Source organism: Streptomyces sp. NBC_01264 (assembly GCF_026340675.1).
GTDB lineage: Bacteria > Actinomycetota > Actinomycetes > Streptomycetales > Streptomycetaceae > Streptomyces.
Window position 1 is genome coordinate 928,951 of record NZ_JAPEOX010000001.1, and the last position, 18,833, is coordinate 947,783.

Genomic DNA, 18,833 nt, shown 5'->3' on the forward strand with positions numbered 1-18,833 from the left:
CGGCGACGGGACGCGGACGCGAAGGAACGGCACAACGGGCGGTGCACGCCGCGGAATCACCGCACGTGCCGCTCCGTGTGTACGCCGACCCGCCCACGAGGTCACCGGGATCTCCGCACACGGAATCGTCCGCGTGCGGGCAACGGGCAGGTCTTCGGACTCGCGGGCGCGCGGACCACGAAGGCCCGCACCTACTGGCCGTCGCTTCCCAGGACCTGTTCCGGTCCCAGTGCGTATGACGGCGGTCGTTCCCACTCACCGCTGCGGGGCAGTCCCGGATTCCCACCGGGTTCCCTCTTACGACGCATCCCGCCTGGCGGACGGGGGCGAACCAGCTGCGCGGCCCACCCTAGGCCGCCGCGCTTGCCCATGGACACCGTGATCCAGATGTCGGACGGTGAAATGAGACACGCCGCCGGCCGGTCAGGGAAGGAAGGTCACCTCCGGGTAGGCCGGGGAGGGCCCGTCCAGCAGGTGGCCCTGGCCGTGGCGCAGGTGCTCGTCGAAGAACGCGAGCGGGTACACCTGCTGGATCTTCACCGCGCGGTCGGGATCGAGGGTGCCGATCACGTCCTGGAGCTGCTGCGCGGTCCATCCGTACACCTTCGCCACCTGCGGGTACAGCGCCTCGTTGTCGCCGTAGGAGATGTGGACGGCGCCCTCCGCCCGGATGTCCAGCCGCCGTCCCCGCAGGTGCGACCAGAAGGCGGCGGCCGCGGGATCCGTGGCCCGGCTGAACTCGGCGGACATCATCATGAACGGCCGGTGCAGGTCGCCGGCCAGCGGCGGGTTCATCTGCATCGGGGCGTCGAGGCTCAGCCCGGCCCGGATGCGTTCGTCCGCGAGCGTGGCGCAGGCGGTGGCCGTCCCGCCCTTCGACCAGCCGAGCGCGCCCATGCGCCGCGGGTCGAGCGAGCCGAGCAGCCCGGCCGGCAGTTTCTTGCGGTCGACGTCCGGATTGCGGCCCGCGGCGAGCTGCTCGACGCAGTCGAGGACGAAGCGCAGGTCGTCGGCGAAGTCCCCGGGCAGTGTCGGCGCCCGCCTGTCGTCGAGGGGGACGGCGACCCGGCCGTCGGGGTACTCGGTGTACGTGTCGTACTGGTGCGCGATGGTCACGGCCGCGTATCCGTGGCTGGCGAGCTCCTGGACCATGACGGTGTGGTCGCCCTGGTGGCTGTGCGCGCCGTGCGAGAACACGACGACGGGCAGGCGCCCGCCGAAGTGGCCCGACCGGCGCACCGGCGCGCCCATGTGGCCGGCGGTCAGCGGCCCCAGGGAGGCCAGTTCGCTGAGCCCGGCGTCGTCGACGAACGCCCGGAACGCCCCGGCCGGCATCCAGGGCGCCACGGGATACCGCCGGACGTCCCGGGCGGGGTACCAGACGGTGGCCATCAGCTCACGGAAGTGCCCGGGCCCCGCGACGGCGTCCGGGCGCGAGCGGTCGACGAGGTGCAGCTGGACCGTTCCCACGGGATGCGGCCCGGTCGGCGCGGGCAGCGTGAGCCGCTCCGAGGCGCGGGCGGCGGGCGCGGCCGGGCCGGCCCACGCGGGGCCGGTGGCAGCCAGCGGCGCGGCGGCGCCGACGGCGAGCGCGGCTCCCAGCACCCGGCGGCGCGTCACGCCCTCGCGGCTGATGAACGGTGTGGTGGTCATGGGCTCTCCCGTGGTGACGCATCGTCAACTGTGCTGCCACGGAAGGTCCGTGGACACAGCTGAACGCTGTCACGCGCCCTCCCGCGCGGCATCGGCTCACCGATGTAACACGCGCGAGGGCGTAGGCCCACGGGTTTACGCCCCCCGGACGATGCGGTCGCGGAAGTCGTCCGGTAGCCGGTGACCGGGCCCTCCCCGCGTCGGCCCGGCGGGCCCTCGCTCCCGCGGGACCCGTCAGCTCCAGCTGATGCCGGGCGGGCGCACCGCGGCGCACACGGGCATGCCGCAGCGGTCCGTGAGCCGTAGCCCGGCCTCGGCGGCGCCGCGGTCGACGGCGTGCGGCGGGAGGTCGTCGAGCATCAGCTTGGCGCGGCGGAACATCGTGAACTCCCCGCCGCGGCGAAGCTCTCCCCACGTCAGGTACAGGAACCGGCCCCCGCGTCGTCCGTGGACGTGGGGCCCACGAAAGTCCCGTGCCCCGTCCGTCAACGCGACGACCTCCACGGTGAACTCCCAGACCGCCTCCGCGGCGTCCCCGGGGACGGCTCCTTCGGCTTCGCGCCCGCGCTGCACGGCGACATGGACGTCCCGGTACCCGCCGCATTCACGACCCGGGAGATCGCGGCCGACGATACGAAGTGAGAGCGATGGCATGCACAGCACTCTGCCATGCGCCCTCCGACCTCCCTGTCCGGGCTCTCCGACGACGTGCGGCGTCACCTTGTCCGGAGGTCGGACCCACGGCTCTGGTCACCGGAAAGGTAGTCCCGGAACACCTGCGAGGAGCGCGGATTCCGCCCGCACTGCCACACGCCGTGCGGGCAGAAGTCCGTGATGCTGTGGTAGAGCGGCCTGTGCTCCTCGATCCATTCCAGCATGTGCCGCACGTACTCGGGGTTGTCGCCGTGCCGGAACAGCCCCCACTCGGGGTACGAGATCGCCTTGCCGTGGGCCCTGGCGAAATCGACCTGCTGCCGCAGTCCGTAGGGCTGGGTGACCTGCTCGTCGAAGGTCCGGCCGGGTTCCTGGTCGTACGAGTCCATCCCGATGACATCGACCACGTCGTCACCCGGGTAGCACCGGGTCCACGCGATCGCGTCACCGCCGCGGTTGGGGGCGAAGTCGAAACGGAAATCCTGCCCCTTCACGGACCGCATGGCGGCCACGATGCGCCGCCAGTACTTCTTCCAGTTCTCGGGGTCGGGCCGGCACCGGTGGGTGTAGTCGAAGCCGTTCATCTCCCAGCCGAGGACGATCACCGTGTCCGGCACGTCGAGGTCGACCAGGCGCTGGGCCAGCCGCCGGAAGTGGTGATCGTAGGTGCCCCGCGCACCGGTGCGGATCAGCTCGGCGACCCGGGCGTCGGGGAGACGGGCCTCGTTCCGCTCCTGCATGGGCACGTTCAGGACGAACAGCCGGTCGGCCCTCTCGCCCCGCCACCGCGCCCAGGTGCGCAGGGAATCGGGTGCGCCCTCGATGTTCGCCCAGGTGTCGCCCGGCAGATAGGTGTGCCCGGCGCGCAGCTCCGTACCCCCGAGCCAGCGCGAGAGCTCCTGCATCCGTTCGACGCCGGGCGATCCGTAGTGCAGGTAGGCGCCCACCGCGATCTCGCCGCCGGCGCTTGTTCCGGAGTCCTGCCGATGCGGCGCCTGGACGCCCTGGGCGCCCCCGGTCAGAAGCAGACCGACGGCGACCGTAGTCGCGCAGACACCCGCCAGCAACCTGTGACGACGGGACATGGCACCTCCACAAGCTGCGCGAGCACCGACGTGTCTGGCAGCGACGTTAGGCATCTCATCCGATGCGCGGCCCGCCCAGTGTCCCGATGCTGGGCCATTCGCGGCAGCCACCCGCCCCCGCTTGACCCGAACGGGTGAGGCCTCGGCGGCGCCGGGCTTACCCGGACACTCCGCGCGGGAGCGTCCGGGCGCGGCGTACGGCCGGGCACACCGGCTCCCGTCGCCAGGGGCCGGTTCGGTAGCGTGGCCGGGTGATCTCCGGTGACACCCTCCTTAAGCAGCTGCGGGCGCTGGCCGCCCGAGTCCCGTTCGACCTCGCGGTGCAACCCGGCGTCGCGGACGCCGACTTCGACCACTGGCCCGTCCCGGTACCGGCCGAGGCCCGCGAACTGCTGGGCCGGCTCGGGGGCTTCGCCGTGCCGCCGGTGGAGTTCAGGCTGACCGGCCACCCCCGCCAGGCCGGCGACCACGGCCTGCCGCACCCCCACTGGCTGGTCACCGACGACGGGGGCGGCGGCGTCACCTGGGTCGACATCGAGCCCGACGGCCGGTGGGGGCAGGTCCTGATGCAGTACCGCGAGGGCGGACTCCACGTCGAGGCCGACTCGCTGCCGCAGTGGCTCGACCGGCTCCTCGGCACGGCGGAGGAGCTCGTCGAGGAGACCGGCTTCGAGGAGGGCGTCCAGCCGTACGCCGACGATTTCTGGGACCTCCTGCACCTGAACGGCCCCGAACTGCCGCTGCACCCCGCGGCCGAACTCCTCGACAGTACGGACCCGGTGGTCGCCCGGCTCGCCGCCGAAGTACCGGACGGCGCACTGGTAGCCGATCTCCGCGGAGCCCTGCCGGGCAGCCGCGCCCGCTTCGACCGGGCGCTCAGGCGGTACCGCCTGACCCGGGCCGTCGGCGGCCCCGTGTTCGCCGCCGTTCCCCGCGCGGACTGACCCGGAGCCGGCACGGCGCCGACCCGGCGACGTGTCACTGCTGCGGAACCGACCGACGCCACATGCCGACGGACGCCACGCGCCGGCCGGGTCCGGCATACGGTCGAGTTCCGCATCGAGTCCCGCATGCGGTCGAGTCCGGCATCCGGTCGAGGGACCGGCCGGCCCCTGCCGCCAGCACCGGAACAGGAGCAGCCCGTGCTTCTCTACGCCCAGACCCCAGCACGGCGGAACCGGCAGGTCCTCGCGGACCTGATCGCCGTACTGCTGATCGCCGCCGCGGTGAAGTTCGCCCTGACCGTCCGCGACGCGATCATGCGGCTGGCCGAACCCGGACGGAAGGTCGAGAGCTCGGGCGACAGCCTCGCCCACGCCCTCACCGAGGCCGGAGACAAAGCCTCCGACGTGCCGCTCGTCGGCGACCTCCTGAAGAAGCCGTTCCGGTCGGCGGCCGACGCCGGCACCGGACTCGCCGACGCGGGGCAGTCACTGCAGGACGTCGTCGGCCAGGTGGCCACCCTCGCCACCATCTCCCTGATCGTCCTGCCCGTGGCCTTCGTCCTGCTGCTGTGGCTTCCCCCGCGCGTGCGCTGGATCCGCCGCAGCGCCACCATCCGGGACCTCCGCGACGCACCCGGAGGCGCCGACCTGCTCGCCCTGCGCGCCCTCACCGGCCCCGTACGCCCCCTCTCCACGATCCCCACCCCTGCGGGCGGTCTCGCCGATGCCTGGCGCCGCGGCGACCCGCAGGTGATCGCCGACCTGTCCGAGATCGCCCTCAGGCGGGCCGGCCTGAAGCCCTGACCGGCGTGGCGGGGAAGAGGACCGGGCCGGGAGGAAGGGTGCGGACCCCTCCCGTCGGAAAATGCCTCGACACCCGTCGCGCCGATCGGGGATGCTCCGCGGGATGACCAGAATCGATGACATACCGTCCGCGTGGGACGAGCGCACCCAGCTCACCACCTTCCTCGACTACGCACGCGACACCACCCGCGCCAAGTGCGCGGGCGTCTCCGACGAGAACGCCCGCAAGGCGATCCTGCCGGGCTCACCGCTGATGACCCTGAGCGGATTGGTCAACCACCTGCGCTGGGTCGAGTACTACTGGTTCCAGGTGGTCTTCCTCGGCGAGCAGGACCACGGCCCCTGGACCGACGAGGACCCCGACCGCGAGATGCGCGTCGCCGTCGACTTCCCGCTCGCGCAGCTCCTCGACGAGTACGCCGAACAGAGCGCCCGCTACCGCGAACTGGTCGCCGGGAACAGCCTGGACAAGCAGGCCCAGCGAGCCAACCGCAACGGCCTCCACGTCGACCTGCGCTGGATCCTCCTCCACCTCACCGAGGAGACGGCCCGCCACAACGGCCACCTGGACATCCTGCGCGAGCTGCTCGACGGAACGACCGGCGACTAGGCCGTCAGACGGCCTGGGCCGTCCCTCTTCGGCCCAGGTCACGGTCGCGGTCGGGCGGGGTCCTGCCGTGCGTCCAGGCGGTCCTCGCCCACCATGTCGCATTGCGCCTCGGACGCGTCCGCCTCCTCGGTCCTGCCCAGCTGACGCAGGACCGAGGCCCGTACCAGCCAGGTGGCGGCCTCCCTGATGTCGCGCGTCGCGCGCAGCAGCGGGAGCGCCTCGTCGAGCAGGCCCAGGGCCTCGGTCCAGCGGCTGCGGAACTGTTCGGTCTGCGCGGCCGTCAGCAGGGCGACCGCCAGTGAGCCCGGCGTGCCCACCGCGCGGCTGAGCCGTACCGCCTCCCGCCCCGCCGCGGCGGCCGCGTCGACATCGCCCCGGTCGATCCGGACCGAGGCCAGTTGCTGGGCCACCGCGCTCTGCTCGGCCAGATCGCCCAGCCGCCCGAAGAGGGAGGCGGCCTCCTCCAGCAGGGCTTCGCTGCCCGCCAGGTCCCCCACGCCTCGCCGGGCGCTGCCCAGAGCCCGCAGGGCCAGGGCCTGTCCGGTGAGGTCGTCGTATTCCCGGTAGATCGCCAGGGCCTGTTCCAGCGGCGCGAGCGCCTCGCCGTTGCGCCGGGTGCCCACCGACTCCCCCGGCGCCGGCCGCGCACGCGCCATCCCGAACGCCTGCCCCAGCGAGAGCATCGAGGACGCGGCCATCAACTGCCGGATCCTCAGAGCCTGCCGGTGAGCGGTGATCGCCTCGTCGGCCCTGCGGTCATGGAGCAGTTCGATGCCCAGGACATGAAGGGCGCCGGCCTCGTCCGCGGCGCGCCCGGTGCGGTGCGCTGCCGCCGCCGCGGAGGCGGCCACGGTGGCGCGGGCGTGGTGGTCGTGCCGGGCGAGCATGTGTCCGTCGAGCAGGGTGGCCACGACGAAGGCCCGCTCGGCGCACGCCTCGTCATCCGTCCATCCGGCGGCGGTGACGAGGTGGAGGCGCTCGGCGTCGAGCCAGTCGGCCGAGTTGGCGCGCGCCCGCGCCAACTCGGGGTCCTGGGGACCGTGCAGCAGCGCGTCCGCTTCCCGCAGGGCCTCGGCGTAGTGCTCCAGCAGTCGGCAGCGGGCGGCTCGTCGCTCGTCCCGGAAGTCTTCGGCGTCGGCCAGTTCGGCCGCGTACTCGTGGAGCAGGTCGTGCATGCGCCAACGGCGATGCGTACCGGACCGGGCGATGAGGTGGGCGTCCAGCAGGGGGTGCAGCAGGTCGTGCAGTTCGTCGAAGTCCTCGGCGTCGGCCAGCTCCACGAGGGCCACCTCGTGCGCCTCCCTCCCCGGCAGCACGCCCAGTTGGCGGAAGAGCTGCTGGGAGCGCGGTTCCAGCGCGTGGTAGGACATCGCGAAGACGGCCCGTACGGCACGCTCGCCGTCGCGCAGCCGCCCCAGCCGGGCACCGCCCGCGGCCAGCCGGTCGGCGGCGGCTCCGATGCCGAGGCCGCGATCGGCCTTCAGCCGCGCGGCGGCGATCTGGAGCGCGAGCGGCAGGTGCCCGCACGCGTCGGCGAGCCGGCCGAGGTCCGCCCGGTCGAGGGATCCGGGGCGGAGCCGGGGATCGTCGGGCCAGGCCGTGCTCAGCGCCTCGACGATGAGCTGCGCGGACTCCTCGGGCTCCAGTACGTCGAGGTCGATGAGCCGGGCGCCCAGTTCGGCGAGCCGGTTGCGGGAGGTCACGACCAGCCGGTGGCGTGCTTCCCCCGGGACCAGTGAGCGGACCTGGGCGGCGCGCGAGGCGTTGTCCGCGATGATCAGGGCCGGGCCCTGGAGCCTCGCGAGGCTGGAGCGGTAGAGCCGTTCCTTCTCCTGCCGGGTGGGCCGGCGCTCGATCTCCGGCTCGCCGACCCCGAGGTCGCGCAGCAGTCCGTCGAGCGCTTCCTCCGGCATCATCGGGTCGCTGCCGTACCCGCGCAGGTCGGTGAAGAGCACGCCGCCGGTGAACCAGCCGTCGCCCACCGCGCCGCGGGCGGCGATCACGGTCAGGGTGGTCTTCCCGACCCCGCCCATGCCGGACACGGCGGAGACGACGACGGGCGCGGTGTCCTCGGCGGTGCGGGGTGTGCCGGGGTCGAGGTGCTCCCTGAGTCTGCGGTGTTCGCCCGTGCGGCCGACGAACTCCGTGGGCGGCTCGGGCAGGGACGCGAGCGCGGCCAGGGGCTCGACGGGGGCCAGATGGATGTGCTGCACGTTCCCGTCGCCGGTCTGCGAGGGGCCGATGTTGATCTGCGTGGTGATCGGGGCCTCGGGCACGTCAGCCGACGATCTGGATGTTCCCGGAACCGGTCTGGGACGGCCCGATGTTGATCTGTGAGCCGATCTGCACACCGGGTCCGTAGGCGGCCGCCTCGGTCCGGGCGGCCGTGTCGACGTCCAGTACGACCGCGAGCCGCGCGGCCCATTCCTCGCGCACCACGCGCTCGGCCTCCGCATCGCCCTGGGCGCGCGCCGTGAGCACGGCTTCCCTGGCCTGTTCCAGCTCGGCCTCCACGGAATCGGCGTGCTCGGGCTGCCTGCCGACCAGGCGTGCGAACCCCTGCTTGGCCCGCCCCCAGGCGTCCGTGGTCATCGCGCCGACGAGTGCTGCGGCGGCGGTTGCGGCGAGTGACGCGATGGCAGGATCCACAGTGTTCCCCTCCTCGATCGGCCCGTCGGGGAGCCGATGCCCCCAGTCTGCCCGCTCGAACGGGTTCCGGGCAGGTACTCCCGGGACGTGGGGTTCGGGTGCGCGGGCGGGTCGTCGCCGGATCCGGTCGGCCTCATCGAGGCGAACGCCCGGCACCGGTCGGGCCGCCGACGACGCGGGCCCGCACTCCACCGGAGTGCGGGCCCGTTCGCTTCCGTCGGTCGCGCAGGCCCTACCAGGACGACTTCGTGACTCCGGGCAGGACCCCGGCGTGGGCCTGTTCACGCATCCGCACGCGGGAGAGACCGAACTTCCGCAGGTGTCCGCGGGGCCGCCCGTCGACAGCGTCCCGGTTGCGCACCCTGGTCGCGCTCGCGTCGCGCGGCTGCTTGCGCAGCTCGGCCACGGCCGCTCCCCGTTCGGCCTCCGTCGAGGAGGGCCTGCGGATGATCTCCTTCAGCTCCGCCCGCCGGGTGGCGTGGCGCTCGACGATCACCTTGCGCCTCTCGTTCCGCGCGATCTTGCTCTGCTTCGCCATCAGACCTTCACGCCCCGGGCACGGATGCGCGCCACCGCGGCCTCGACACCGATCGTGTCGACGGTCTTGATCGCCCTGGCGCTCAGCTTGAGGCGGATGTGGCGCCCCTCATTGGGAAGCCAGTACCGCTTGCTCTGGATGTTGGGGTCGAAGCGGCGCGAAGTGCGCCGGTGCGAGTGGGAGATGGCGTTGCCGAAGCCCGGCTGGGCGCCGGTCAGCTGGCAGTGGGCGGACAAGGGGGTACCTGCCTCTCTCTGAGCGGGGATCGTTACTGAAAATGATTTCCATTCCCGTATAGTAGCCCCATGGCACGCAACGAAGTACGCCCGATCGTCAAGCTCCGCTCCACCGCGGGCACCGGCTACACCTACGTCACCCGCAAGAACCGGCGGAACGATCCCGACCGGATGGTGCTGCGCAAGTTCGACCCGGTGGTCCGCCGGCACGTCGACTTCCGCGAAGAACGCTGAAGCCCGTCCCCTCTCCCCCCAGCCCCCGCCCCTGCCCGAAGGACCCGCCATGAAGCCCGGAATCCATCCCGCCTACGGCCCCGTCGTCTTCCGCGACAAGGCCGCCGACTTCGCCTTCCTCACCCGCTCGACCGCCACCAGCGACAAGACCGTCGAGTGGGAGGACGGCCACACCTACCCCGTCATCGACGTCGAGATCTCCTCGCGGAGCCACCCCTTCTACACCGGCACCGCCCGCGTCCTGGACACCGCCGGCCGCGTCGAGCGCTTCGAGCGCCGCTACGGGAGCGGCAAGTGAGACTGCCCGTCGTCATCGTCGGCGGGCTGCACTCCGACGCCCGCAAGGAAGTCGTCGACCGACTGCTCCGCTCCGTCCCCGGCAGCGTCGCGCTCCACCACGACCTCGCCACGGCGCCCGCCGGTACCGTGCTGCGCATCGTGCGCGACGCTTCGGGTGAACTGTCGCGAGGCGAGGCGCCGCTCTTCAACGACTGCGCCTGCTGCGCGCTCCGCGAGGACCTTGTCCCCGAGCTCGAACGGCTGGCCGGCGGCGGAACGACGCGCCTGGCCGTCGTCGAGCTGTGGGACTCCGTCGAGCCCAAGGCGATGGCCGAGGTCGTCGCCGAGCACGGCGGCGACCTGCTCGATCTCACCGGCGTGATCACCGCGGTCGACCCCTCGCTCGTCCTGCCCTATCTCGTCAACGGGGACGATCTGGCGGACGTGGGCCTCGCGGCGGCAGCCGCGGACCGGCGCACGGTCGGGGACACCTGGGCCCGGCAGCTGGAGTACGCCCCCGTACTGGCCCTCGTGGACAGCACGGACGCCGGACACGCCGCGGACGCCACGTACGCCGAGGACACCGCGGACGCCGGCCTCGCCCTCTTGGCCCAACTCCATCCGACCGCCCGCCGGGTGCCCGCCGGATCCGGGGAACTGGCCCGGGCGGCCTTCGCCGGCTTCGACGTGGAGATGGCGGCCGCCGCCCAGCACCCCGCTTGCGCCCTGCTGCCGCAGGAGGCGGAAGAGGCGGGAGTCACCACCTTCGTCTGGCACCGCAGCCGCCCCTTCCACCCCGGGCGGCTCTACGAGGCCCTGGAGGACCTCTGCTGCGCCGCTGCCCGCAGCCGCGGCCGGTTCTGGCTCGCCGACCGCCCCGACACCCTGCTCGCCTGGGACGCCGCGGGCGGCGCCCTGTGCGTGGAGAACGCCGGGCCCTGGCTGGCCTCCCTCCCGGACGCCGCCTGGGAGATGGTGCCGCCGCTGCGCAGGGCGGCCGCCTCGCTCGACTGGCATCCGGAACACGGCGACTGCTGCCAGCACCTCGTCTTCACCTCGCCCGGCCTCGACCGCGACGGGCTGGAGCGACTCCTGGAGTCCTGCCTGCTCACGGACGCCGAGTACGCCTCGGGGCCCGAGGAGTGGCAGAGACTGCCGGCCGCCTTCGACTCGCTCCTCGACCCCGTCTCCTGACGCCCCACCGACCGGCACTTCCATCGCCCACCCCGCTCAAGGAGCCCTCATGGCCCGCCGCCAAGTCCCCCTCAAGCCGCCGAAGTCCCGCCCCAACCCCCTGGACGCGGCAAAGATCACGTACATCGACTACAAGGACACCGACCTGCTGCGGAAGTTCATCTCCGACCGCGGCAAGATCCGCAGCCGCCGCGTCACCCGGGTCACGGCGCAGCAGCAGCGACGGCTCGCCGCCGCGATCATGAACGCCCGCGAGATGGCCCTGCTCCCCTACGGCAGCAGCCGGTAGGGCCTCCGCACGCGGTGCGCGGCGGCGACCGCCCCCGTACCGACCGACACCACCCGAGCCCAGCTCAGCCCAGCCCACCCGAGGAGACACCCATGGCCGTTCCCAAGCGGAAGACGTCCCGCAGCAATACCCGCCACCGCCGCGCGCAGTGGAAGGCGACCACCCCGCAGCTCGTCGCGATCACGGTCGACGGCTCGGTGTACCAGGTGCCGCAACGCCTGGTGAGGGCGTACGGGCGCGGTCTGCTCCGCCCTGAGGACTGAGCGCCCGTGGACGCGGGCGCGGCGTGCGCCGGGTTCTGCCGCGCCCTGGAGACCGAACCCTGGTAGAGGACTGGCCCTCTGGACGGCGTACGCCCGACTACCCGTCGGTGACGGCAAGTCGTGTCAGCTCGGCAAGGTCTTCGACCAGCGAGATGCCGGCCTTCTGCGAGGTCTGGCCGTCGCAGAGCACGGCGAGCAGCAGGGTGTGGCCGCCGGCCTCCACCCGGCCGATGCTGTTGACCACCCAGAGGCCGCTCTCGCTGCGCGCGAGCCAGCCGTTCTTCAGGTACACGGATCCGGAGTCCTCCAGCCCGGCCGATATCCCCCAGTCCTGGTCGGGGGCGATCGAGCCCATGAGTCCGCGCAGGTACGCCCGGGCATCGGCGGACAGTACCGACTCCTCGCCGAACACGGCTTGGAGCAGACGAAGTTGGTCGGCGGATGTGGTCTGCGTCAATCCCCAGTACGCGCCGTGGCCCGGCGTGGTCTCGGTGAGGCCGAGCCGCAGATTGGCCTCGGCCATCCCCTCCGCGCCGCCGATGGCATCCCACAGTGCGTTGGCCGCCGCGTTGTCACTGTTCTCGATCATGACGGTGGCCCAGCGCTGTTCCTGGGCGGTCAGCAAGCGGCCGGCATCCGATGCTTGCAGGAGCAAGGTGGCGAGGATGTCCACCTTGACGATGCTGGCGGTGACGAAATCGCGGTCGGCGCCGACCCGGGCGCTCTCACCGGTGGACAGGTCCAGGACCGCGACGGCCGCGTTCCCCTCCGCGCCCGCCAGCACCTCACGGGCGGCTTCCTCGACCTTCACCTGGGCGGATGTGGTGGTGGGTGACGTGGTCGGTACCGGAGTGGCCGTCGTCGAGGCCGCCGCCGCCGTGGCGAACGTGCCGTCCCGGGGCTCCGAACGCGCGTGGGCGAAGGTGATTCCCCCTGCGAGCGCGGCCATGGTCGCGAACGCCGCGAGCCTCCTGCGTATGCGCGACGGGGATCTGTGCAGTGCCATGGCGCCGAAGCTAGGAGGGCGGCATGGGGATCACATGTGAGCCGGCTCTCGATCTCCTGTGAGAACCCGGCCCTCCCGCAGGAGATGGTCCCGGCTTGATCGGCAGGACACCCCCTAGGATGCCGGGGTTCGACCGGCAGGACTTCGGGGGTGCGTGGCATGAGCGGTTACGGCAGTGGTGGGTACGGTGACCCGGCGGGCGGCGCCGGGAACCCACCGCCGGGGCGCCCCTACACCCCGCCGGTCCCCCGGCAGGGATACCCGTACGCCCCGCCCGGCCCGCCGCCGGGATATCCCTACGCCCAGTCCGGCCCGCCGCCGGGATACCCGTACGCGGTCCCCTACCCGCTGGTCCCGCCTCCGCCCGCCGAGCCTTCGCGAGCTCGGAGGATCCTGCGCGGCCTCTACAACCCCCTGTACGCCGCCCAGCGGACCTTCCGCCCCTCGCGCCCCGGGATCGTCGACGACCGGGAGGTCCGCAAGCTCCAGTTGTGGCGGACCGGGCTGGGACTCGTCGCCTGGGTGGGTCTGATGATCACCTACAACGCCGTCGCGAGCGCCGCCGACGTCGAGGGCGTGGCGAGCGAACGCCTCAACCAGAGCTGGTACAGCGTCCTGACACTCGTCTGCACCTTCCCCGTGGTGGTCGGCGCCTTCGTGGCAGCCGCACGCGGCGGGCTGCGTCGGGTGTACCTGCGCCGGTCCCTGCGCCCGCTCGGCTCGGTTTTGGCCATCATGGCGTCCATGGGCACGTCCGCCCTCGCCATGGCCCCGGAGTTGGCGGGCCTGCGCGACGCCGTGGGGCTGCCCGGGAAGATCGTCATGGGCCTGCTGGCCCTCTGGTCGCTCGGTTTCGCCCTCTACGGCATCGGACTGTCACTGGTGCACGTCTTCCGCACCGCCGACATCCACGAGGTGTTGCCGCCGATCCTCGCCGGCGTCCTGGTGTGGGAGGTGGCGCTCCTGGATCTGATCACCGGGTCCTACGAACGGGTCCCGGTGGGCGCCCGGATGGTCTTCATCCTCGGCGCCCCCGTCACGGTGACGGCTCTGTCCTGCTGGGAGCTGCACCGGCTGCGGCGCGACCACGGACTCACGCTCCGTACGGCGCTGCGACGCTGACACCCCCATCCGCACCCGCCCGCGCCGGGGGTCAGGTCCTATGGGGCGCGGTGGACGCGGGCGAGGACGAGGACCGTGTCGTCGGCCGGTGGCGCGGGCAGCAGGCTCGCGAGAATACGGTCCGCCATGTTCTCCAACGCCTCTTGGCTGCATGCCAGTTCGGTGCGCAGCGCCTCCAGGCCGGCTTCGATGTCCCGGCCTCGTGCTTCGATGAGGCCGTCGGTGTACAGGGCGAGGGTCGCGTCCGCGGGGAGCTCGATCTCGGTCGCCCGGAAGGGGTGGCCACCGACGCCGAGGGGGACTCCCAGGACTTCGTCGATGGTCTCGACCGTGCCGTCCGGCCGGAGCAGCAGGGGCGGGAGATGGCCGGCGCTGGCGATGCGGGCGCGTCCGGTCCCCGGGTCGTAGACGATGTACAGGCACGTCGCCAGCTCGATGCCGGCCTCCTGGGCGCACGCGTCGAACTCAGTGAGCAGGTCGGCGGGCTCGCTGACGTGCCTGGCCAGGGCCTTGGTGGTGATGCGCAGGCGACCCATGGCGGCGGCGGCCGACACGCCGTGCCCCATCGCGTCGCCCACCACGAGGACGGCTGTACAGCCGGGCGTTGTCCAGGCAGATCGCGGCGCGTGAGGCGAGCTCACTCGCGAGGCTGACATCGTCCTTGGTGAAGGCCGGCCGCTCCCCGGACCGGCCGAACATGGCGATTCCCTGGATGGTTCCGCGGGCGATGAGCGGTGTGACCAGGACGCAGGCCAGCCCGCTCTCGGCGAAGAGCCGCGCGCGTGACTCGATGAGGACGGTCCGGGCCAGGAACTCCTCGTTCACCACGGCGGAGATGGCGCGACCGGTCGTCAGCATGTCGTGGATGACGGAGCCGGGCGGATAGCGGACCTTCTCCACTCCGCTCACGAGTTCGGTGGCCGGAGGGGGCAGGATCGTCCCGGATGCGATCCGGCGGGTGGACAGGGGCCGCGCCGGATCGAACACCTCGGCCTCGGCCATCCACTCCACGACTTCGACCACGGCGCCGTCGCAGAAGTCCGGCATCGACGCGTCGACCAGCTCCTGGGCCGTGAGGTTCACGTCCAGAGCGGTCCCGATACGGGTGGAGGCCCCGTCCAGCAGAGCCAGCCGCCGACGGCTGACGGCACGGCATCGTGATGCCACGAACTTCGCGTGCGGGTTCCGGGCCTTTTCCGTGAAGGGAGCCGAAGGACGGTCCGTGGTGATGGTCCTGGCGAGCCGAAGCGACGAGCTCGACCGGGTCAAGACCAACCTCGCCTTCCTCGACGCCCTCTTCGAGACCTGCCCCATCGGCCTGGTCATGCTCGACCCCGACCTGCGCTACGTCCACCTCAACCAGGCGCTCGCCGACATGGACGGCCTTCCGATCGAGGCGCACCTCGGGCGGCGCATGGACGAATTCATGATCATGTCCGACGGCGGCGAGTACCGGCGCATGCTCAGGGCCGTCGCCCTCGGCGGCCCCCCGGTCGTGGGGACGCTGGTGGGCCTGCGCCCGCGGGGGCATCCGGACCGCGACCAGGTCCGGTCGGTGAGCTTCTTCCCCCTGAGCCAGGCGGTCGGCTCGCGTCCCGGAGTGGGCGGGCTGATGATGGACGTGACCGACCGGGAACAGGCCATCCTGGAAGCCACCGCCAGCCCTCCAGTAGCCGAGGGTCCGGCCCCGATCCGTCAGCCGGGCGCAGGATTCGGAGGCGCCTCGATGCCCGTCCGCGAAGAGGACGGCGCCCGGCTTCGACAGGACGGCGGCAGCGTCGTACCCGAAGAGGTCCCGTGCACCGGGCCCCCAGTAACGGACGAGGTCGTTGTCATCGACACCGAAGACGGCCACGGCCACGTGCTCCAGCAGTGTCCCCGGCTCGGACCAGAACGGGCCGTGAGCCTCCTCGCCCCCCGGCGGAGCCGATGGCACGAGACGCCCCCTTCCAGTCGCCTTCCCACCCATTATCCGGACAGCCCGGGCATTGCGCGGCGCGAGGTGCGCCGCGACGAGGACGACCCGCACTCGTCCGGGTGGGCCGGGTGCCCCCGGGGTCGCACGAGCCGGGGGCACCCTTGAGTGTCGCCGCTACGGGCCGGCCACCGGCATGACGTGGCCGAGCAGGCTCTCCCTCACATAAGGCCCTTCACAGTCGGCCCTGTTGGAGACGAAATGGTCGAACACCGAAGGTGCGTAACATCGGTAGAGGGGGATCGAGCCCGGCACCGCCTTGGTGTACGCGTATCCGACCGCGCCGAGCGGCTGTTGGCCCTCGCATCCCGGGTCTGGGGTGAGCATCGAATGGTTCGCCACCTTGCACTCGTAGAGCCGGACCGTGCCGGGCGCGGGGTTCCGCAGCAGCTTCCAGACCCCCTCGTGGGTGAACCCCGCGGGCAGGGGGCGTGAGGACGCCAGGTGCCCCGCGTGCGAGCGGTGACCGCGGACCAGCGGTACGTACGGGGTGGTGTGGCCGGCGGCTCCCTCCCAGGTGCGCAGGTAGCCTTCGGCTCCCCGCATGAGCTCGTCCACCACGTCCTGGCCGCCGGTGACCCGGATGTCCTCGATCCAGTCCGGTACGAGGCCGTAGTGGGTGCCGCCGCCGTCGGTGTTGACGTCCCAGACGCGCGAGCCGGTGACCTGGCGGTCGAGGACCGAGCCGCCGTCGGGGCTGCGGAAGGGGTAGCGGACCGGGTTCCCGTCCGCCGCCCGGGGACCGGGGAGCCAGGCGAAGCCGTTCATGTCGGTGCCGATCCCGTACCCGGCACCGTACTTGGCGCGCAGATCGGCGTGCCTGCGCGCCTCGGCGGTGAAGGCGGGCGCCTCGTACATGTGGCCCGTGATGAACCCGCCCAGGCGGTAGACCCGTTCGGTCCAGCTGTCGTCCATCCAGCCGTGGGTGGAGAGCACGCCGGAGTAGCGTTCGGCTTCGAGCACGCGCAGCGCCTGGTTGGCCGCCTTGACGCTCATGTGGTCGATCTCCAGCATCATGTTGCGCTTGGTCATGCCCAGCACCGCGTACTCGCCCAGTGCGGTCAGGCCCCGGCGGTTGCACTGAGCCGCCTGCAAGGAGCCGCCGTACTGGGGCAGTTCGGCGCCTTCCGGCAGGGCGGCCCGGATCCGGGCCTCCGCCTGCGCGTCCTCCTCCGTGGTGCCGGTGTTCCCGGCTGTCGCGGTGGCGGCCGCCTGCGCGTGGTCCTCGGCGGCCAAACCGAAGCCGATGGGGTTGTCGTGCTCGGCGCCGGCGCAGGGCTCCGTACTCCAGAAGGTGCCCGTCGACAGGAACTGGCCGACGTTGATGGCCATGCCCTGGGTGCCCGAGTCAAACCGGACGCCGCACAGGGCGTTGTCGAACTTGTGGCACAGGAACATGCTGCGCACGCCCAGCCGGTGCAGTTCGTCGAGGCCGCGGTCGATGTCGGCCATGGTGCAGCCGGCGGCGTCCCGTACCTGCTTGCAGCCGAACGGTTCGGAGGTCTCCACCCCGAGGACGACGGCGAGCTTGCCCTCCTGGATGACCTTGCGGGCCTGGGCGGGCTCGGTGACGACCCGGAACCAGCCCTTGCCGGCGCCGCCGTACATGGCGTCGACGTAGTCCTGGAGCTCGTACGTCTTCTGGATCTGGAGCCTGATCGCGGTCATCTCGTCGCAGCCGCGGTCCTTGAAGAAGTAGAGCGAGCAGATGACGCCGTTGGTGACCATGTCGTTCACCAGGACCCGCTGGCCACCCCGCCAGGCCCGCTCCACCCAGGCGTAGTACGTCTGCTGGTGGGTGGCGGAGTCGTGGGCCGGCCAGTCGCGGAACGTCGGCCAGCCGGTCGGGTCGTGCCGGCCGTCACCGCCCTTGGTGATCATGTCGAAGAGGGCGAGGACACCGTTCGGGTAGTGCTCCGGACAGTCCTTGAGGGCGTCCGCCGCCCCTGCCGCGGAGAAGACCTTTCCGCAGACCAGCCGCCCTCCGAAGCCCTCGTTGGACATCAAGTGGACGTGCCCGTCGACGTATCCGCGGACCCGGCCCCGGTCGTCGGTCCCGGTGAACGGCTCCCCCGTGACGTTGACCTGCGAGTCCGGCGCCGGGCGCGCCACGGGCTCCCACCATTGCGGGCCCGCCGCGCCGGCGGCCGGGGGGCCGAGCAGCAGGGTGACCAGTGCGAGGACCAGGCCGGTTAACAGGTACCGGCTTCGCCCGCGGGCTCTTCGTCGGTTCATCCCCATCCCTTTCTCCTTTTCTCCTTCAGGGGTCGTTCACGGCGTTCAGGGCGTTCACGACATGACGTGGGCACGGACCAGGGCCAGGTAGTCGGCGGCCAGGCGGTGGCAGTCGCCGGGCCAGCGCGCGGAGACGTAGTTGCCGTCCTTGACGGTGAAGCCGCGTCCGGGCCGGGCGGCGGTGTCGCGGACGGGGAGCGGCGGGCCGGCGAGGAAATGGGCCGGATCGGCGAGCGCCGCGGTGACCTCCTGCTGAACGGTGGCGCGGTAGGTGCGGTAGTAGCGCCCCAGCCAGAGCCGGGTGAGGTTCCATCCGGTCAGCTCCAGCAGGGACGTCAGGGCGGTCGTCCGCCGGCCGTGGAGGACCGAGCGCCCGGTGGCGGGATCGATGGCACGGGCGGCGAGGAGCACGCCGTGGCAGACGGCCCCCACCGGCAGCCCCTGGGTGAACACCCGGGCGAACAGGTACTGGGCGGTGGCGTCCTCGAGCAGCGTGCGCATGCCCGCGGCGTGGCCGCCGGGGACGAACAGGCCCGTGATCTCGGCCGGGTCCACCTCCTGGTACGAGGAGGGGGTGAGGAAATGGGGGTCCTCGGTGAGGTCGCGGTAGGCGGCGAGCTCGGCGCGGCGGGTCATCAGCCAGGGCGACAGCCAGGAGAAGCCGAGGTCCGTGAGCCGGGGGTCGGCGTACGCGGCCTTGCCGTCCGGGGTCGCGAACCGCACCTCGAAGCCGGCGTCCCGCAGCGCGGCCCAGGGCACGGCCGCCTCGGTGGGGTCGTAGTCGCCCGCGGGGAGCAGGAAGAGAATCACGGCGTACTCCTCTGAGCGTTGGTTCGGGAATGCGCCGGGGCAGCGGGCTGCCCCGGCGCTGGGGAGGCCCCGATTCCGCCGCTGCCCGCACGCCGACCTTAGGAGCGGCCCGCGGCCCCGTCATTGACTCCGGCGGCCAACCCGTTGACTCTCCGGACCCGCCCCGGCCGTCGTCCCGCGGGCCGCGTCGCCGGGGCGGTGTCGACGGGTGCGGTGTGGGGGTGCGGTGTTGACGGGGACGGTGCGCCCGCAT

Annotated in this window: 21 protein-coding genes, 1 pseudogene and 1 riboswitch; of the genes and pseudogenes, 10 read left to right on the plus strand and 12 right to left on the minus strand. The window is 72.3% G+C overall.

From position 1 onward, the window contains the following. Positions 1–128: 128 nt before the first annotated feature. Positions 129–351, minus strand: a riboswitch (cobalamin riboswitch). Between the two features lie 72 nt (positions 352–423). The 3 genes and pseudogenes from OG435_RS04160 to OG435_RS04170 form a co-directional block, all read right to left on the minus strand. After that, entirely contained in the window at positions 424–1,653 is a 1,230-nt protein-coding gene (locus OG435_RS04160; protein WP_266875343.1) for an alpha/beta hydrolase family protein, read from the minus strand. A gap of 234 nt (positions 1,654–1,887) precedes the next feature. After that, a complete protein-coding gene (locus OG435_RS04165) occupies positions 1,888–2,307 on the minus strand; it encodes a DUF5990 family protein (RefSeq protein ID WP_266875344.1) in 420 nt (139 codons plus the stop codon). Positions 2,308–2,408: 101 nt separating this feature from the next. Continuing rightward, a pseudogene (locus tag OG435_RS04170) lies at positions 2,409–3,392 on the minus strand (glycoside hydrolase family 26 protein); the annotation flags it as partial. 251 nt (positions 3,393–3,643) lie between these two features. Between OG435_RS04170 and OG435_RS04175 the strand changes: the two are divergent. The 3 genes from OG435_RS04175 (at position 3,644) to OG435_RS04185 (ending at position 5,750) form a co-directional block, all read left to right on the plus strand. Next, a complete protein-coding gene (locus OG435_RS04175; protein WP_266875345.1) occupies positions 3,644–4,336 on the plus strand; it encodes an SMI1/KNR4 family protein in 693 nt (230 codons plus the stop codon). Positions 4,337–4,534: 198 nt separating this feature from the next. Further along, positions 4,535–5,140, plus strand: coding sequence for a hypothetical protein (locus OG435_RS04180; protein ID WP_266875346.1), 606 nt, complete (start codon positions 4,535–4,537; stop codon positions 5,138–5,140). A gap of 103 nt (positions 5,141–5,243) precedes the next feature. Beyond that, positions 5,244–5,750: a DinB family protein gene (locus OG435_RS04185; protein WP_266875347.1), complete on the plus strand. Its 507-nt coding sequence runs from the start codon at positions 5,244–5,246 to the stop codon at positions 5,748–5,750. 38 nt (positions 5,751–5,788) lie between these two features. Here OG435_RS04185 and OG435_RS04190 read toward each other — a convergent pair whose 3' ends face one another. The 4 genes from OG435_RS04190 to rpmB form a co-directional block, all read right to left on the minus strand. Next, positions 5,789–8,026 (minus strand): hypothetical protein, encoded by a 2,238-nt coding sequence (locus OG435_RS04190; RefSeq protein WP_266875348.1) that lies wholly within the window; start codon positions 8,024–8,026, stop codon positions 5,789–5,791. A gap of 1 nt (position 8,027) precedes the next feature. Continuing rightward, positions 8,028–8,399 (minus strand): hypothetical protein, encoded by a 372-nt coding sequence (locus OG435_RS04195; RefSeq protein ID WP_266875349.1) that lies wholly within the window; start codon positions 8,397–8,399, stop codon positions 8,028–8,030. Positions 8,400–8,631: 232 nt separating this feature from the next. Further along, positions 8,632–8,937: a 30S ribosomal protein S14 gene (rpsN, locus tag OG435_RS04200; protein ID WP_266875350.1), complete on the minus strand. Its 306-nt coding sequence runs from the start codon at positions 8,935–8,937 to the stop codon at positions 8,632–8,634. Then, positions 8,937–9,173, minus strand: coding sequence for a 50S ribosomal protein L28 (gene rpmB / locus OG435_RS04205; protein WP_266875351.1), 237 nt, complete (start codon positions 9,171–9,173; stop codon positions 8,937–8,939). The genes rpsN and rpmB overlap by 1 nt, the downstream gene beginning before the upstream one ends. Positions 9,174–9,242: 69 nt before the next feature. On the opposite strand from rpmB, the gene rpmG reads away from it, so the two are divergent. The 5 genes from rpmG to rpmF all read left to right on the plus strand — a co-directional run bounded on the left by rpmG (position 9,243) and on the right by rpmF (position 11,432). After that, on the plus strand, positions 9,243–9,407 hold the full coding sequence (rpmG, locus tag OG435_RS04210; RefSeq protein ID WP_030162346.1) for a 50S ribosomal protein L33: 165 nt from the start codon (positions 9,243–9,245) through the stop codon (positions 9,405–9,407). 49 nt (positions 9,408–9,456) lie between these two features. Further along, a complete protein-coding gene (locus tag OG435_RS04215) occupies positions 9,457–9,705 on the plus strand; it encodes a type B 50S ribosomal protein L31 (RefSeq protein ID WP_266875352.1) in 249 nt (82 codons plus the stop codon). Then, a complete protein-coding gene (locus OG435_RS04220; RefSeq protein ID WP_266875353.1) occupies positions 9,702–10,880 on the plus strand; it encodes a CobW family GTP-binding protein in 1,179 nt (392 codons plus the stop codon). Before OG435_RS04215 ends, OG435_RS04220 begins: the two co-directional genes overlap by 4 nt. Before the next feature lie 49 nt (positions 10,881–10,929). Next, positions 10,930–11,169 carry a 30S ribosomal protein S18 gene (gene rpsR, locus OG435_RS04225; protein ID WP_266875354.1) on the plus strand — a complete coding sequence of 80 codons (240 nt, stop codon included), beginning with the start codon at positions 10,930–10,932 and terminating at the stop codon, positions 11,167–11,169. 92 nt (positions 11,170–11,261) lie between these two features. Next, positions 11,262–11,432: a 50S ribosomal protein L32 gene (gene rpmF, locus OG435_RS04230; protein WP_266875355.1), complete on the plus strand. Its 171-nt coding sequence runs from the start codon at positions 11,262–11,264 to the stop codon at positions 11,430–11,432. A gap of 97 nt (positions 11,433–11,529) precedes the next feature. On the opposite strand, the gene OG435_RS04235 is transcribed toward rpmF, so the two are convergent. Next, positions 11,530–12,438 carry a serine hydrolase gene (locus tag OG435_RS04235; RefSeq protein WP_266875356.1) on the minus strand — a complete coding sequence of 303 codons (909 nt, stop codon included), beginning with the start codon at positions 12,436–12,438 and terminating at the stop codon, positions 11,530–11,532. Between the two features lie 159 nt (positions 12,439–12,597). Here OG435_RS04235 and OG435_RS04240 point away from each other — a divergent pair, with 159 nt between their 5' ends. Further along, positions 12,598–13,560, plus strand: coding sequence for a hypothetical protein (locus tag OG435_RS04240; RefSeq protein WP_266875357.1), 963 nt, complete (start codon positions 12,598–12,600; stop codon positions 13,558–13,560). Between the two features lie 38 nt (positions 13,561–13,598). On the opposite strand, the gene OG435_RS04245 is transcribed toward OG435_RS04240, so the two are convergent. Both OG435_RS04245 and OG435_RS04250 read right to left on the minus strand, forming a co-directional pair. Further along, complete coding sequence (locus tag OG435_RS04245) at positions 13,599–14,114, minus strand: PP2C family protein-serine/threonine phosphatase (protein ID WP_266875358.1); 516 nt, start codon at positions 14,112–14,114, stop codon at positions 13,599–13,601. Then, positions 14,026–14,727, minus strand: a complete 702-nt coding sequence (locus OG435_RS04250) for a GAF domain-containing protein (protein ID WP_266875359.1) — start codon at positions 14,725–14,727, stop codon at positions 14,026–14,028. Before OG435_RS04250 ends, OG435_RS04245 begins: the two co-directional genes overlap by 89 nt. Positions 14,728–14,788: 61 nt before the next feature. Between OG435_RS04250 and OG435_RS04255 the strand changes: the two genes are divergently transcribed. After that, positions 14,789–15,643, plus strand: coding sequence for a PAS domain-containing protein (locus OG435_RS04255; RefSeq protein ID WP_266881525.1), 855 nt, complete (start codon positions 14,789–14,791; stop codon positions 15,641–15,643). Between the two features lie 9 nt (positions 15,644–15,652). Here OG435_RS04255 and OG435_RS04260 read toward each other — a convergent pair whose 3' ends face one another. Further along, a complete protein-coding gene (locus OG435_RS04260) occupies positions 15,653–17,770 on the minus strand; it encodes a hypothetical protein (RefSeq protein ID WP_266875360.1) in 2,118 nt (705 codons plus the stop codon). 54 nt (positions 17,771–17,824) lie between these two features. Further along, complete coding sequence (locus tag OG435_RS04265; protein ID WP_266875361.1) at positions 17,825–18,580, minus strand: type 1 glutamine amidotransferase domain-containing protein; 756 nt, start codon at positions 18,578–18,580, stop codon at positions 17,825–17,827. Positions 18,581–18,833: the final 253 nt, after the last annotated feature.

Excerpts from the sequence above, each read along its gene's own strand:
- OG435_RS04160 (WP_266875343.1), bottom strand. The coding sequence starts at position 1,653 with ATGACCACCACACCGTTCATCAGCCGCGAGGGCGTGACGCGCCGCCGG.
- OG435_RS04165 (WP_266875344.1), bottom strand. The coding sequence starts at position 2,307 with ATGCCATCGCTCTCACTTCGTATCGTCGGCCGCGATCTCCCGGGTCGT.
- OG435_RS04185 (WP_266875347.1), top strand. The coding sequence starts at position 5,244 with ATGACCAGAATCGATGACATACCGTCCGCGTGGGACGAGCGCACCCAG.
- rpsN (WP_266875350.1), bottom strand. The coding sequence starts at position 8,937 with ATGGCGAAGCAGAGCAAGATCGCGCGGAACGAGAGGCGCAAGGTGATC.
- rpmG (WP_030162346.1), top strand. The coding sequence starts at position 9,243 with ATGGCACGCAACGAAGTACGCCCGATCGTCAAGCTCCGCTCCACCGCG.
- OG435_RS04215 (WP_266875352.1), top strand. The coding sequence starts at position 9,457 with ATGAAGCCCGGAATCCATCCCGCCTACGGCCCCGTCGTCTTCCGCGAC.
- rpsR (WP_266875354.1), top strand. The coding sequence starts at position 10,930 with ATGGCCCGCCGCCAAGTCCCCCTCAAGCCGCCGAAGTCCCGCCCCAAC.
- rpmF (WP_266875355.1), top strand. The coding sequence starts at position 11,262 with ATGGCCGTTCCCAAGCGGAAGACGTCCCGCAGCAATACCCGCCACCGC.
- OG435_RS04235 (WP_266875356.1), bottom strand. The coding sequence starts at position 12,438 with ATGGCACTGCACAGATCCCCGTCGCGCATACGCAGGAGGCTCGCGGCG.
- OG435_RS04240 (WP_266875357.1), top strand. The coding sequence starts at position 12,598 with ATGAGCGGTTACGGCAGTGGTGGGTACGGTGACCCGGCGGGCGGCGCC.
- OG435_RS04255 (WP_266881525.1), top strand. The coding sequence starts at position 14,789 with ATGGTCCTGGCGAGCCGAAGCGACGAGCTCGACCGGGTCAAGACCAAC.
- OG435_RS04260 (WP_266875360.1), bottom strand. The coding sequence starts at position 17,770 with ATGAACCGACGAAGAGCCCGCGGGCGAAGCCGGTACCTGTTAACCGGC.